Source organism: Corynebacterium sp. KPL4072, assembly GCF_037908395.1.
Lineage (GTDB): Bacteria > Actinomycetota > Actinomycetes > Mycobacteriales > Mycobacteriaceae > Corynebacterium > Corynebacterium kefirresidentii.
This window is the reverse complement of sequence record NZ_JBBMGE010000003.1, coordinates 201,645-216,390: the sequence shown is the minus strand read 5'-3', so window position 1 is coordinate 216,390 and position 14,746 is coordinate 201,645. Positions and strand designations below refer to the sequence as shown.

The 14,746-nt window shown below is 57.9% G+C and carries 12 protein-coding genes and 1 riboswitch; of the genes, 8 read left to right on the top strand and 4 right to left on the bottom strand.

The features are described 5' to 3' along the window. Nucleotides 1–27 precede the first annotated feature (27 nt). Nucleotides 28–158: riboswitch (TPP riboswitch) on the top strand. From WMP97_RS04835 to tuf, 8 genes are all read left to right on the top strand, one after another. Next, on the top strand, nt 149–760 hold the full coding sequence (locus tag WMP97_RS04835) for an ECF transporter S component (protein WP_340439921.1): 612 nt from the start codon (nt 149–151) through the stop codon (nt 758–760). It overlaps the preceding riboswitch by 10 nt. A 14-nt stretch (nt 761–774) precedes the next feature. Then, nucleotides 775–2,202: an ABC transporter ATP-binding protein gene (locus WMP97_RS04830; protein ID WP_340439920.1), complete on the top strand. Its 1,428-nt coding sequence runs from the start codon at nt 775–777 to the stop codon at nt 2,200–2,202. After that, nucleotides 2,195–2,965 carry an energy-coupling factor transporter transmembrane component T family protein gene (locus tag WMP97_RS04825; RefSeq protein ID WP_301716689.1) on the top strand — a complete coding sequence of 257 codons (771 nt, stop codon included), beginning with the start codon at nt 2,195–2,197 and terminating at the stop codon, nt 2,963–2,965. Before WMP97_RS04830 ends, WMP97_RS04825 begins: the two co-directional genes overlap by 8 nt. Before the next feature lie 26 nt (nt 2,966–2,991). Beyond that, nucleotides 2,992–3,543 (top strand): hypothetical protein, encoded by a 552-nt coding sequence (locus tag WMP97_RS04820; protein WP_023027806.1) that lies wholly within the window; start codon nt 2,992–2,994, stop codon nt 3,541–3,543. 232 nt (nt 3,544–3,775) lie between these two features. Continuing rightward, entirely contained in the window at nt 3,776–4,147 is a 372-nt protein-coding gene (rpsL, locus tag WMP97_RS04815; RefSeq protein ID WP_005322866.1) for a 30S ribosomal protein S12, read from the top strand. A 6-nt stretch (nt 4,148–4,153) separates the two neighbouring features. Further along, the gene (gene rpsG / locus WMP97_RS04810) at nt 4,154–4,621 is read left to right on the top strand and encodes a 30S ribosomal protein S7 (protein WP_005322865.1); all 468 of its coding nucleotides are present in this window, start codon (nt 4,154–4,156) and stop codon (nt 4,619–4,621) included. Nucleotides 4,622–4,943: 322 nt separating this feature from the next. Beyond that, nucleotides 4,944–7,073, top strand: a complete 2,130-nt coding sequence (gene fusA, locus WMP97_RS04805; protein ID WP_340439919.1) for an elongation factor G — start codon at nt 4,944–4,946, stop codon at nt 7,071–7,073. A gap of 392 nt (nt 7,074–7,465) precedes the next feature. After that, nucleotides 7,466–8,656 (top strand): elongation factor Tu, encoded by a 1,191-nt coding sequence (gene tuf, locus WMP97_RS04800; RefSeq protein ID WP_023020538.1) that lies wholly within the window; start codon nt 7,466–7,468, stop codon nt 8,654–8,656. A gap of 230 nt (nt 8,657–8,886) precedes the next feature. On the opposite strand, the gene WMP97_RS04795 is transcribed toward tuf, so the two are convergent. The 4 genes from WMP97_RS04795 to WMP97_RS04780 form a co-directional block, all read right to left on the bottom strand. After that, nucleotides 8,887–10,581: an ABC transporter family substrate-binding protein gene (locus WMP97_RS04795; RefSeq protein ID WP_340439918.1), complete on the bottom strand. Its 1,695-nt coding sequence runs from the start codon at nt 10,579–10,581 to the stop codon at nt 8,887–8,889. Nucleotides 10,582–10,690: 109 nt separating this feature from the next. Then, on the bottom strand, nt 10,691–12,595 hold the full coding sequence (locus WMP97_RS04790) for an ABC transporter ATP-binding protein (protein ID WP_340439917.1): 1,905 nt from the start codon (nt 12,593–12,595) through the stop codon (nt 10,691–10,693). Beyond that, a complete protein-coding gene (locus WMP97_RS04785) occupies nt 12,592–13,584 on the bottom strand; it encodes an ABC transporter permease (protein ID WP_239204665.1) in 993 nt (330 codons plus the stop codon). The genes WMP97_RS04790 and WMP97_RS04785 overlap by 4 nt, the downstream gene beginning before the upstream one ends. Continuing rightward, entirely contained in the window at nt 13,585–14,568 is a 984-nt protein-coding gene (locus tag WMP97_RS04780) for an ABC transporter permease (RefSeq protein WP_086589068.1), read from the bottom strand. Nucleotides 14,569–14,746 lie beyond the last annotated feature (178 nt).

Genomic DNA, 14,746 nt, shown 5'->3' with positions numbered 1-14,746 from the left:
GGGAGCGCTGCCTAAGTAGTTGAAAAATGCACACATCACGGGTGCTTGTCAGCTGCCATTGTGTAGCCGAGACTGGCTGAGATGCCGCCACATGCGCGGTGAACCGTAGAACCTGATCCGGATAATGCCGGCGAGAGGGAGGAAGATTATGTCTACTACACGTGCGTCCGCTGCCCCGAAGCGCAGTTTGAATTGGCGCGTGGTCGATATCGTGGTTGCATCTGTTCTGGGTGTAGCTTGCGGCTTCGTATTCTTGGGTTGGAACGCAGTGGGCTATGCCTGGTTCCAGGCCATGGATGCTATTACCCCGGGGTTGGGCGGTATTGCGACCGGTATTTGGCTCATTGGTGGCGTGCTGGGTGGCCTTATTATTCGTAAGCCAGGTGCAGCTGTATACGTAGAGGTCCTAGCGGCTACTGTGTCCGCAGTGCTGGGTTCCCAGTGGGGCATTGAAACCCTGTATTCCGGCTTGGCACAAGGGCTAGGCGTGGAAATCATCCTGGCTATCTTCCTGTACCGCAGGTTTGGCTTTGGAGTTTCGGTATTAGCCGGCATGGCGGCTAGCTGGGGTGCTTTTATTCTCGAGCTATTCCTTTCCGGTAACTTGGCTCGCTCCTTCGAGTTCCAAATGATTTATTTGGTTACGCTGACTATCTCCGGTGCTATCCTCGCCGGTGCTTTGGGCTTTTTCGTGGTGAAGGCGCTAGCGAAGACAGGTGCTTTGGATCGTTTCGCCGCAGGCCGTGAACAGCGCGCTTAGGGCGTATGGGCACTGTGACTGACTTTTTCACTCTGGCGGGAAGGCCCACAAAAATTACCGCCCGCGGTTTTGGCTGGACGCATGCCGGGCGCACCCAGCCAGCGTTAGCTGATATTGACCTGGTTATTGAGCCAGGCGAGCGGGTATTGCTTTGCGGCGACTCTGGATCCGGCAAGTCCACATTCTTGGCTGCTATAGCCGGGGTGCTGGGCTCCGATGAAGAGGGAACCCGCGCCGGAGAGATCCTTTTGGAAGATTCCACCGGCGCGGTGGAGGAACCGGGACATTCCATTCCCGTAGGGCTGGTGTTGCAAGACCCAGATTCGCAGGTTATCTCAGCTCGGGTGGGAGACGATATTGCCTTCGGCTGCGAGAACCTAGCGTATCCGAGGGAAGAGATTTGGCGCCGCGTAGCCGCGGCCAAGGATCTGGTCGGCCCGTTCGTGGATATGGATTTTCCCACCGAGCGCCTGTCTGGTGGGCAAAAGCAACGCCTTGCTTTAGCGGGTGTAATCGCTATGGGTGCCGGTGTGGTGCTGCTTGATGAGCCCACAGCCAATCTTGACCCTGCCGGCGCCCGCGATGTGGTTCGGGCCGTTTCTGCACTGGTAGAAGAGACTGGGGCTACCCTTGTGGTGGTAGAACACCAGCATACGGCATGGGAAGGGTTGCTTGACCGTGCCGTGGAAATTGCGCATGGGCGCATCGTGGCCGATGGTCCCTTTGAGCAGATAGCACGACGCCGCCGTGTCGAAGAGCTCCCGCAGGCGCGCGAGTTGGGTGATGGCGCAGCTAGGGAAGGAGACGCTGCGCTCTGGAGTAAGGATTTGGTTACTCGCTTCGGCCCACCGCGCACGATTTCTCTGCCGGCGGGCGCTTCGACTGTGATTACAGGTCCTAATGGTGCAGGAAAATCGACATGGTTGATGACCATGGCGGGCTTGCTGCCGGCCATCTCCGGCGAGATCGGAGTGGCAGACTATGTGCGCCGTGGCGTGAAGGGGCCACCGATTCGGTGGAAGTCTCGAGAGCTGGCAGACCGCATTGGATTCGTATTCCAAAACCCGGAGCACCAGTTCGTTTCGCGCACCGTAGCGGAAGAGCTGCGCGTCGCGCCAAAGGTCATGCGAGTAAAACCGCCAGAAGAGCGCATAGCCCAATTGGTGGATTCCCTGCGCCTGGAGCACCTTTTGGAAGCTAATCCCTTCACGCTTTCTGGAGGCGAGAAGCGCCGCCTTTCGGTAGCTACTGCCTTGGTAACGTCACCTGAGGTAGTACTTCTTGACGAGCCTACTTTTGGACAAGATCCGCAAACCTTTGTGGAGCTGGTGCGCTTGCTACGCGAGCTTGCCGATGGTGGCACCACCGTTGCCTCCATCACCCACGATCCTTTGTTTATCCAGGCTTTAGGGGATCATCATGTGGAGGTGGATAGTGCCTAACCTTTTGCGCGAAGCCAATCCGCTGACACGAGTGTTTATGATGTTTATCTGGGTCACTCCCATTTTGGCATCTATTGACTGGGTTTCGGCAGCGGTATCATTGGCGCTCACCCTGATTTTCGCCCCGTTATGTGGGGTATCGTGGGCGAGGGTCTTTAAAGCCGGGTGGTTCCTTTTCTTGGTTGCCCCGATTTCCGGCGTTTCCATGCTGCTTTATGGTGAGCCCAGCGGCACCGAATACTTCCACTGGTGGCTTATTCATGTCACTGAAAATTCCCTCACCCTGGCAATCGCTATTACGCTGCGCGTCTTCGCCGTGGCTTTGCCCATGGTGGTGCTCGCCCGTGATATCGACCCTACGGAGCTGGGTGATGCCCTCTCGCAGATCCTGAAGCTACCATCGCGCTTTGTCATTGGTGCAGTGGCCGGTGTGCGCATGATGACGCTCTTTCAATCCGATTGGCAGTCGCTGGGGATGGCGCGCAGGGCGAGGGGGCTGACCGACGTCGGCAAGCTGAAGCACCTGCTTACTATGTCCTTTGGGCTATTGGTCATCGCGCTGCGCCGCGGTGGCAAGCTGGCGACGGCCATGGAGGCGCGCGGATTTGGGCGCACCCCACCCGGAGGAGGGGCACGTACGTGGGCGCGTCCCTCCCGGCTGCATGCCCGCGATGGGTGGATTATGGCCCTAGGTACTGTCCTCGCTTTTGTACCGGTGGTAGTTTCGGTACTCACTGGGGCCTGGAGATTCTTCGGCCTATAAACCGCGAAAGCAGTGATTGAGCGACCATGGACTTTGATAGCCAACAAGAGCGCCTTTTAGAGGACGTCGTCAAGCTGGCGGCAGCCAGAAAGCGTGCCTTCAAGCCAGTGACCGTGCTTATCGACGGCCCTTCGGGTGCCGGAAAAACCTGGACTTCCGCCGCGCTGGCCGAGCGCACCAACTGGCGCGTGGTACACCTCGATGAGTTCTACCCCGGCTGGCACGGCCTGGACAAGGGCTCTGACATGGTGGCAGAACAGGTATTGCGCACCATGAATCCCGGCTATTGGCGCTGGGATTGGGAGGCGGACAGCCCTGGAGACTGGGCTAGCCTCGACGTGCGCGATGATCTCATCGTGGAAGGGGTGGGCTCCGTAACCCCGGCCAATATCGCAGCCGCAAAGGAGAGGGGAACGGTAGTTAGCGTGCTTATCGACGGCCCCCGGGACCAACGCCGCGAACGCGCCATCGCCCGCGAGCCCGACTACGAGCAGTGGTTTGAAACCTGGGAAGCACAGGAAAAGGACTACTTTGCCACCAAGGCTGCTGAGGCTGATTTAGTTTGGGAATGGTCCTAGCAGGAAGAAGGTGCCGATCGCGTTTTGTATAAAGCGTGATCGGTTTGCTAGTCTAAACGGCAGTTCACTATGCGTGCCTTGCTGGCGCGCGGTGAAGAGTCTGATCCTTAACAAGGCACCGACCTTGGGGAGAGTTCTGGACATGCGGCAGCGCCCCGGGAAAGAGCGCCCATTTTTGCATGTTTGGTTCTTTTCCTTCGGTATTGGTGCAATTCGACAGAAAGACTGTTAAATGCCAACTATTCAGCAGCTGGTCCGCAAGGGCCGCCACGATAAGCGTAAAGAGGTTTCCACCGCTGCGCTGAAGGGTTCCCCGCAGCGTCGCGGTGTATGCACCCGCGTGTACACCACCACTCCTAAGAAGCCGAACTCCGCACTGCGTAAGGTTGCTCGTGTTCGCCTGACCACCGGTATTGAGGTTTCCGCCTACATTCCGGGCGAGGGCCACAACCTGCAGGAGCACTCCATGGTCCTCGTTCGCGGCGGCCGTGTGAAGGACCTTCCTGGTGTTCGTTACAAGATCATCCGCGGCGCTCTGGATACCCAGGGTGTCAAGGACCGTAAGCAGGCACGTTCCCGTTACGGCGCAAAGAAGGGACAGTAATAAACAATGCGTAAGAATGCTGCTCCGAAGCGTCCTGTAGTCAAGGACCCGGTATACAACTCCGAGCAGGTAACCATGCTCGTCAACAAGATCCTCCAGGACGGCAAGAAGTCCACCGCAGAGCGTATCGTCTATGGCGCTCTCGAGGCTTGCCGCGAGAAGACCGGTACCGATCCGGTTGGCACCCTGGAGAAGGCACTGGGCAATATCCGCCCAGACCTTGAGGTTCGCTCCCGCCGTGTCGGTGGCGCTACCTACCAGGTGCCGGTTGAGGTTCGCCCTGACCGTGCAAACACCCTGGCACTGCGCTGGATGGTGACCTTCACCCGCCAGCGTCGCGAGAACTCCATGATTGAGCGTCTCGCAAACGAGATTCTGGATGCCTCCAACGGCCTCGGCGCTTCCGTTAAGCGTCGTGAGGATACTCACAAGATGGCTGAGGCTAACCGCGCCTTCGCTCACTACCGTTGGTAATTTCAGCACTCATTTCAATGGCCCAAGCAACGAGAAGAAAGTTTCGCGCTGGCTGCCGGCAGGTTTTCTCCGGCGGCGACACAAAACTACATATCTCTTGCTTGGGTCATTTTTTGCCCTAATGGGTGTGATTTCTGGGCGGTATGCCCGCCCGGTCCAGCGGCATCGTGGAGTGTCCAGTACACTGAAGCGATGGAAGTCTAGGGGCATGCGTGCACCTAGGACGGCCAATAGTGGCAAAAATTAAAAGACCTTATCCATGCAGGCGTCATAGCCAGAAACCTGGTCACGGCGTCGACGACTATTAAGTTGGGGTATAAACGTGGCACAAGAAGTGCTTAAGGATCTGAACAAGGTCCGCAACATCGGCATCATGGCCCACATCGATGCTGGTAAGACGACGACCACCGAGCGTATTCTCTTCTACACCGGCATCAACCGTAAGGTGGGCGAGACCCACGACGGTGCGTCCACTACTGACTGGATGGAGCAGGAGAAGGAACGCGGCATCACCATTACCTCCGCTGCCGTGACCTGCTTCTGGAATAACAACCAGATCAACATCATCGACACCCCGGGTCACGTTGACTTCACCGTTGAGGTTGAGCGTTCCCTGCGTGTTCTTGACGGCGCCGTCGCAGTCTTCGACGGTAAGGAAGGCGTTGAGCCGCAGTCCGAGCAGGTGTGGCGTCAGGCTGCTAAGTACGATGTTCCGCGTATCTGCTTCGTTAACAAGATGGACAAGCTGGGCGCTGACTTCTACTTCACCGTTCAGACCATCATTGACCGCTTGGGCGCTAAGCCGCTGGTTATGCAGCTGCCTATCGGCGCTGAGGATGACTTCGACGGCGTTGTCGACCTGCTGAATATGCAGGCAATCACCTGGCGTGGCAAGGTCGAGACCGGCGCTGAGCCTACCTACGAGGAAATCCCAGAGGACCTCAAGGACAAGGCGGAAGAATACCGCGAGAAGCTGGTTGAGACCGTTGCTGAGTCCGACGAAGAGCTCATGGAGAAGTACTTCGGCGGCGAGGAGCTGACCATTGACGAGCTCAAGGCCGGCATCCGTAAGCTCACCATCAACTCCGAGGTCTACCCGGTTTACTGCGGTACCGCCTACCGCAACAAGGGCGTGCAGCCACTGCTTGACGCTGTGGTTGACTTCCTGCCAAGCCCGCTGGACGTCGGCGAGGTTATCGGCCACGAGGTAGGAAACGAGGACAAGGAGCTTACCCGTAAGCCTTCCGTTGAGTCCCCGTTCTCCGCACTGGCATTCAAGATTGCTGCTCACCCATTCTTTGGCCAGCTCACCTTCACCCGCGTCTACTCCGGCCAGGTCACCCCGGGTACCGAGGTTATGAACTCCACCAAGGGCAAGAAGGAGCGCATCGGTAAGCTCTTCCAGATGCACGCCAACAAGGAAAACCCTGTTGAGCAGGCAGACGCCGGTAACATTTATGCTGTTATCGGTCTGAAAGAGACCACCACCGGTGACACCCTGTGTGACAAGGATAACCAGATCATCCTCGAGTCCATGGACTTCCCGGATCCGGTTATCAAGGTTTCCATCGAGCCGAAGACCAAGGCTGACCAGGAGAAGCTGGGTATCGCTATCCAGAAGCTCGCAGCTGAGGACCCAACCTTCACCGTCGAGCTGGATGAGGAGACCGGCCAGACCGTTATCGGCGGCATGGGCGAGCTCCACCTCGACGTTCTCGTTGACCGCATGAAGCGCGAGTTCAAGGTTGAGGCGAACATCGGTAACCCGCAGGTTGCTTACCGTGAGACCATCCGTAAGAAGGTTGAGTCCATGGAGTATACCCACAAGAAGCAGACCGGTGGTTCCGGTCAGTTCGCAAAGGTTATCTGCACCATCGAGCCGTACAACCCGGACCCAGAGACCTTGGAAGAGGGCGAGTCCGCAACTTACGCATTCGAGAATGCCGTCACCGGTGGCCGCGTTCCGAAGGAATACATTCCTTCCGTTGACGCTGGTATCCAGGACGCAATGCAGTACGGCTACCTGGCAGGCTTCCCGATGGTTAACATCAAGGCCACCCTGGAAGACGGCGCTTACCACGACGTCGACTCCTCCGAGATGGCCTTCAAGCTGGCCGGCTCCCAGGTCTTCAAGGAAGCAATGGCCAAGGCAAAGCCTGTTCTGCTGGAGCCGATGATGGCCGTTGAGGTTGTCACCCCTGAGGAGTACATGGGCACCGTTAACGGTGACATCTCCTCCCGTCGTGGCCAGGTCTTCGCTATGGAGGACCGTTCCGGCGCGAAGGTCGTTAAGGCTAAGGTGCCGCTGTCCGAGATGTTCGGTTACATCGGTGACCTGCGTTCTTCCACCGCTGGCCGCGCAAACTTCACCATGGTCTTCGATTCCTATGCAGAGGTTCCATCCTCCGTTGCACAGGAGATCATCGAGGAGCGCACCGGCAGCGCTAACTAAGCAGTAGCCCCGCTCCACACGCGGTTTGTCCGGGCTGGTAATCTTCGCCAGTAGATGCCAGACCCGCCGCGGAGCGGGACAACTGGGCCAGGGTAGCGGCGGGCTGAGTTTGCAGCTTAACCATCTAGGTTGTGAATTGAGCCGGCCGTTACCCTCCCAGGATCCTTTTTAGAAGATTCTTGTCGAGGGAAATGGCCGCGATATTTCGCGGGGTTACCTCCTATAACGGCGGTTTGAAAAAACCGTGGCATAAATCTAGGATCGTGTAACTGGCACGTAAAGAAAGCGTCATTAGCGCTTTGCCCCACATACTGTGGGTCGGGTGCCAATGACAACTGTCAACCACGTGGCTGCGAAGGTCGTAGCCACCATATAGTCCAGGAGGACATACAGTGGCAAAGGAGAAGTTCGAGCGTACGAAGCCGCATGTGAACATCGGCACCATCGGACACGTCGACCACGGCAAGACCACCACCACCGCAGCGATCACCAAGGTTCTGGCTGACCAGTACCCTGAGGAGAACCAGGCATTCGCGTTCGACATGATCGACAAGGCTCCTGAGGAGAAGGAGCGCGGTATTACCATCAACATCTCCCACGTTGAGTACTCCACCCCGAAGCGCCACTACGCACACGTTGACGCTCCGGGCCACGCCGACTACATCAAGAACATGATTACCGGCGCTGCTCAGATGGACGGCGCTATCCTGGTTGTTGCTGCAACCGATGGCCCGATGCCGCAGACCCGCGAGCACGTTCTGCTTGCTCGCCAGGTTGGCGTTCCTTACATCCTCGTTGCACTGAACAAGTGCGACATGGTTGATGATGAGGAAATCATCGAGCTCGTTGAGATGGAGATCCGTGAGCTGCTCGCAGAGCAGGACTACGATGAGGAAGCTCCTATCGTTCACATCTCCGCTCTGAAGGCTCTCGAGGGCGATGACAAGTGGGTACAGTCCGTCGTTGAACTGATGGAAGCCTGCGACAACGCTATCCCGGATCCGGAGCGCGCTACCGACCAGCCGTTCCTGATGCCTATCGAGGACATCTTCACCATTACCGGCCGCGGCACCGTTGTTACCGGCCGTGTTGAGCGTGGCCGTCTGAACGTCAACGAGGACGTGGAGATCATCGGTATCCAGGAGAAGTCCCAGACCACCACCGTTACCGGTATCGAGATGTTCCGCAAGATGATGGACTACACCGAGGCTGGCGACAACTGTGGTCTGCTTCTACGTGGTACCAAGCGTGAGGACGTTGAGCGTGGCCAGGTTGTTATCAAGCCGGGCGCTTACACCCCGCACACCAAGTTCGAGGGTTCCGTCTACGTCCTGAAGAAGGAAGAGGGCGGCCGCCACACCCCGTTCATGAACAACTACCGTCCGCAGTTCTACTTCCGTACCACGGACGTTACCGGTGTTGTTCACCTGCCAGAGGGCACCGAGATGGTTATGCCTGGCGACAACGTTGAGATGTCCGTTGAGCTCATCCAGCCGGTCGCTATGGACGAGGGCCTGCGCTTCGCTATCCGCGAGGGCTCCCGCACCGTCGGCGCTGGCCGCGTTACCAAGGTTATCGACTAGTCGATACCCAGTAACCGCTCAGTAGAGCTATAAAAAATCCGCTTCACTTTCGGTGGGGCGGATTTTTTGATCCTTAACCCACTTTCTCCGCGATGCACGAGCGTCGGCAATAGCCGTTGCTGCCTTGGCCGGGCGGTGCTGGCCTATAAAAGAGGCCTCCCGCTGCATCCTGTTTGATTGATGCTGCGGGAGGCTTCAGCGCATTGCGCTTTTAGGTGTGCAGGGAGTTGCTACTTTTCCCAGCCGATGTCTTCCTTGGGGAGGATGGCGAAGCCGTTGGCACCGTAGTTGGCCAGGCCCTTCTTTACGCCGACCATTTGCGGACCGTTGGCGAAGGGGAGGATACCGTAGTGGCCGAAGGCCTCCGATTCGAGCTCATTGACGCGGTCGATTTGTTCGTCCTGGGAAGGAAGCTTCTGCAGCTCTTCAATCTTCTTATCAAATTCCTTGGTGCCAGTGCTGGACATATTTAGTGTGGAATCGCTGGCGTAGTACTGGCCAAAGTAGGCGACTCCAAATGGATCGAAGGAAGCAATGGCGGACAGGAAGAGGTCGAAGTCTCGCTCAGAGGTTACCTTCGAGAACTCAGCAGAAGGGCGCTCTTCAATCTTGAGGTCAACGCCGACGTCCTTGAGCATCTTTTGAAGTGCGGCGGCAAGGGACTTGGATACCTCATCGTCGCCGATGAGGATATAGCGCAGGGATAGTTTTTCGCCGTCTTTAGCAAAGATTCCGTCATCACCTTGTTGATATCCGGCATCCTCGAGCAGCTTCTTGGATTGCTCGGGGTCGAACTTGATGACGTCCTTGATATTGTCCTTGTAGCCGTCCTGGGTGGAGTAGAGGGTAAGCGAGCCCGGCATCTCTTCTTCATAGCCCAGGCCGTTATAGCGGATCTCGGCCAGCTGATCGCGGTCGATGGCGGAGAAGACGGCGTGGCGCACATCCTCATCCTTGAGCTGTGGCGCCTTGGAATTGAGGGTGAGGATGACATTGGCAGGGCGCAATGCTGCGCGGATATCGATGTCCTCGCCCATTTCACCGGCAATGGTTAGGCTGTTCTTATCGGCCACGCCAGCCGCGTCGATTTCCCCGGCCTGGAAGGCGTTGATGGTGGCCTGGGATTCCATGACGCGGAAGCTTACCTTCTTCATCTTTGGCTTATCGCCCCACCACTTTTCGTTCGGCACGAGGCTAAGGGTGCCACCCTTAAAGTCCACATTGTCCACCTTGAATGGGCCAGCGCCGTACTGCGGGTTCAGTTTGCCCAGGTAGGCCTTGGCAAACTTCTCTGGGCTATCAATAGCGGGGTGGAGCAGTTGATTGAAAAGACCCTGCCACCACGGGTAGGGGCCATCGAAGGTGATGACCACGTCCTTGTCGGTAGCTCCCTTTTCCACGGAGGTGATGCGCTCGTAGCCGTCGGTGGAGTTTACCTGGACGTCCTCGTCCTTGCCGTTGTTAAAACGCCAGGTATTCTCAAAGGCCTTCCAATCGATGGGCGTGCCGTCGTTGAAGGTGGCGTCTTTGTTGATCTTGTAGGTGACGACGGTGTTCTTGCCCTTCTTGTCTTCCTTGGCCTCGTCGATGTAGTCGGGGTTTGGGGTGTAGTTTCCCTCGCCGTCGTAAAGTGCCAGCTGTGGGTTGTACCAACCCCATACCGTGCGGGTATCGGTGACCATATTGGCATGGAAGGTGTTTTGCTGCTCGGTCAGTTCGCCGATGGGGAGGGTGAGTTCACCGTCGTCCTTGAGCTCGTCGCGGGATTTTTCGTTATAGTCGCCGGCTGGATTGACCTCGATGTCGAGGCCGCCTACGGCCTTATTAGAGCCTCCGCCCGAGTTGGCGGCACAGCCGGTGGGCGCGAGGGCTGCGGCGGAAAGGGTGGCTACGGTAGCGATCCGGAAGCGAGTGAACTTGTGCATAATCGGGTTCTCCTTGAGTGAGAGGAAAGTGAAAGTTGTGGAAGCGGGGCAGCCGCCACATCCTTCTAGGTGTGAGGTCAACTATATAGAATGGTTGCTGTGCGGCGGGTCACTTTCGTGAAATTGGGGATGTATCGGCCGGATCGGGGTTGCGTCGCCTGCGGGCGGCCTCCGGATCTGGAATCGGAATAGCTTCCAGTAGCTTCTTGGTGTAATCCGCTTGGGGGTTTTCAAAGACCTCGTCGGTCGGCCCGGATTCCACAAATTGGCCCTTATACATGACAGCCAACCTATCGGAGAGGTGGCGCACCACCGAAAGGTCATGGGCCACGAAAAGGTAGGACAGCCCCAGCCTTCTCTTCAGATCTTCGAGCAAGTTGATGACGCCGGCTTGGATGGAGACGTCGAGCGCGGAGACGGGCTCGTCCAGCACCAAAACCGAGGGATTGGTGGCCAACGCGCGGGCAAGGCCGATGCGCTGGCGCTGTCCGCCGGAGAAGTGGCTAGGAAAGCGGTCAAGCTGGGAGGAATCAAGGCCGACCAGGCCCATGAGCTCATTGATGCGGGCATCCACGTCGCCATCAAAACCGAGGGAATTGAGCGGTTCGGCAATGACCTCGCGAACCGTAAGACGCGGGTTAAGCGAGCTCATCGGGTCCTGGAAGACAATTTGGATGTCCTTGCGGGCCGCGCGGCGCTCGGAGTTGCTCATCCCGGCCGCGTCTTTCCCGTTGAGCACCACCGCGCCATGCTCGGGTTTGAGGTCCATGATTTCCAGCAGGGTGGTGGTCTTACCGCAGCCGGATTCGCCCACGATGGCCATGCATTCACCTTTGCGGATATCGAAGGTGAGACCGTCAACCGCCTTGACCGTTCCTACCCGGCGCTTTACTAATGCGCCCTTGGTGAGCGGGAATTCTTTGCGCAGATCCGTGACTTCTAGGGTGGTGGGGCGTTCATCGCGGGGTATACCAGCCATGACATCATCGGCCAGCTGTGGCGGTTTGAACATGAGATCGCCGCCGATTTTGCGGTCGCGGATTTCGGGTGCGCGCAGGCAGGCGCTCTCGTGGCCCTGGGCATCGTCCAGCGGGCTCAGCGGTGGCTCGCCTTCGGAGCAGGCGGGCTGCGCCACGGGGCAGCGCGGGGCAAATTGGCAGCGCTGCTTGAGATCCACCAGTACTGGCGGGCTGCCCACGATGGGAGTGAGCGGTTCTTCGGCCGACACATCTGGGCGCGGCGTAGAGCCGAGCAGGCCCACGGTATAGGGCATGCGGGGCTGGGAGAAGATGGTATCCACATCGCCGCGCTCCACGGGGCGGCCGGCGTACATGACCATGACATCATCGGCCGTTTCTGCCACCACGCCCATGTCGTGGGTGATCATGATGGTTGCGGCGCCGGTTTCGCGCTGCGCGAGCTTGATGACGTCCAGGATCTGCGCCTGAATGGTCACATCCAACGCGGTCGTGGGCTCATCCGCGATGAGCACGCGCGGATTATTAGCAATCGCGATGGCAATAACGACGCGCTGGCGCATGCCGCCCGAGAACTCGTGTGGGAAGGACTTCAACCGCAGGTGTGGATCGGGGATGCCCACGAGATCGAGCAACTCCGTAGCCTCTTTGAGTGCCTGCTTCTTGCCGACGTCCCTATGGGCCTGAATGGCTTCCACCAACTGCGATCCAATATCGAAAACCGGGGTGAGCGCGGAGAGCGGGTCTTGGAAGATCATTCCAATGCCGTTGCCGCGGATCTCAGACATCTGCTTATCGCTCAGGCCGAGTAGCTCGCGGCCCTCGAATTTCACGGATCCAGTGATCTTTGCGTAGTCCGGCAACAGGCCCATGATGGACATGGAGGTTACTGATTTACCGGATCCGGATTCACCCACGATGCCGAGTGTGCGGCCAGGGTAGAGATCAAAATCTACGCCGCGGACCGCGGAGACGGATCCGGCCTCGGACGGGAAGTTAACGCGCAGGTCTTTAACGGACAAGACAGGCGAGGTCATGCTTTGCCTCCGGAATTCGAGTTGGGGTCGAGCGCATCGCGCAGGCCATCACCGATGAAGGCCATAGACACGGTGAGCAAGGTCAGGGTTGCGGCAGGGAAGTAGAACAGCCACGGGGAGGACTGCACAGCGGCGGTGCCGCCCTGCAGGAGGGTGCCAAGGGAGACGTCGGGAAGCTTGACGCCCAAGCCCAGGAAGGACAGGGCCGTCTCGGAGCCCACGGTGCCCACCACGCCGAAGACGAATTGGATGATAAGAAGCGAGCCAATATTTGGGATGACGTGGCGCACGATGGTCCGCAACTTGGAAACACCCATGTAGCTAGCTGCGCGGACATAGTCTTGCTCGCGCACCGTAAGTGCCAAAGACCAAATCACGCGGGCCTGGTACATCCAGCCAAAGACAATGAGGACTACGATGAGTAGCTTCCAGTCGCCACCAGAATCCGCTACCACCAGCGCAATGAGCAAGAAGGTAGGGATGGACAGCAAAAAGTGGATGACCGCCAGCACCGCCTTTTCGGCTACTCCGCCCCACAGGGCCGCGGCCGATCCGACAAAAGCGGAGATGACCAAGGTGGCCAGTGATACCACGATGGCGATGGTTAGCGACCTCCCTAAGCCGTGAATGGTCTGGGCGTAGAGGTCATTGCCGGTATCATTCGTGCCGAACCAGTGCTCGGGGCTCGGCGGCTCCGACAGGGCGAGGAAGTCCGGTTCGGTGTAGTCCCACTTGGCAAAGAAGCCGCCGAAGAGGGCTGCCAGCATCAAAAAGACCAGGATGATAAGGCCTAGGGTAGCGAGCTTATTGCGGAAGAAGCGGCGCAGGTAGAGCTTGTAACGCGAAGTGCCACGCGGCATCTGCTCTAAGGTGGCTACTTGCTCGGCCTCGGCCGGGGAGAAGGGGTCCCCCGTTGCGACCTCGCTGTGCGCGGTGATTTCCCCGCGCGGTTCCTGCTTGAAATAGTTGCGGTCTTTAGATGGGGTCATTTAACTCACCCTCACTCGTGGATCAAGCGCAACGACGACCACGTCCGCCAATACCGCGGAAATGGCTGTCATGGCGGCGCCAAAGGCGGCGACGGCTGCTGCACCGTTGACGTCGTTCTTGCTAATGGTTTCGATGAAGTACTGGCCCATGCCGTTCCAGCCAAAGATGCGTTCAGTCATCACCGCACCGGTGAAAATACCCGGAATGGAAAAGGCTACCGAGGTAGCTACTGGAATGATGGAGGTGCGCAGCGCGTGCTTGCGAATGGCTTGCTGGCGGGTCAATCCCTTTGCGCGAGCGGTGCGTACATAGTCTGCATCCAAGTTATCCAGCAGCAAGGTGCGCTGGGTCATGTGATAGCTGGCGTAGCTAATGAAAACCAGCGAAATAGTGGGAAGAACCAAGTGCTGCGCGGAGTCCATTAGCTTGGGGAAGAAGCCTTCCACATCCAGCGAGTGGGAGCCGACGACATAGAAAATTTTCTTTCCGGTGAGCTCGTTGATTTTGAGCGCGCCCCACACCACAGCGATAGAAGCGACCACCACGTGGGTATTCATTGCGATGATGGAAATGCCCTGCCAGATGCGGTCGCCGGTCTTGTACTGGCGCGAAGCAGTATAAACACCCACGGCCACGCCGATGAGGATGGACAAAATAGTAGAAAGCAAGAGCAGCTGCGCGGAGACCCAGATGCGGTAGCTAATTTCTGAGTTCACCACCTCGCCCACTGGAGATTGGCCCCAGTCCCATTTGGTGAGGATATTGGTCAGCCACGTCCACCAGCGTTGCACTAGCGGGGTATCGGGGCTGAGGTTATAGGGCTCAAGAAGGTTATTGATTTCCTCCGCCGAAAGCGGCGGGCGGCGGCCGATGTAATTGGACCGTGGGTCCAGGAAGTTGGCCGCCAAGAGATAGGCGAGGTTGGTAGCCAAAAAGATCATGAGTAACCAGCCCAAGGTCTTTTTGATCAGATATTTAGTCATAGAGATTCTCCGTGCGTGGTTAAGCAGGAAACGGGATGTAAATGTGGTTCCAACGAGCAAATCGTTGTATGTGACCAATTTAATAAGCTGTTGCGCGGGGCACAATCGAATTAGCCCCGTGATATAAATCCCCTTTAACGTGATAGGTATTGGCGGAGGTGGCGAGGTGGGAAAATAG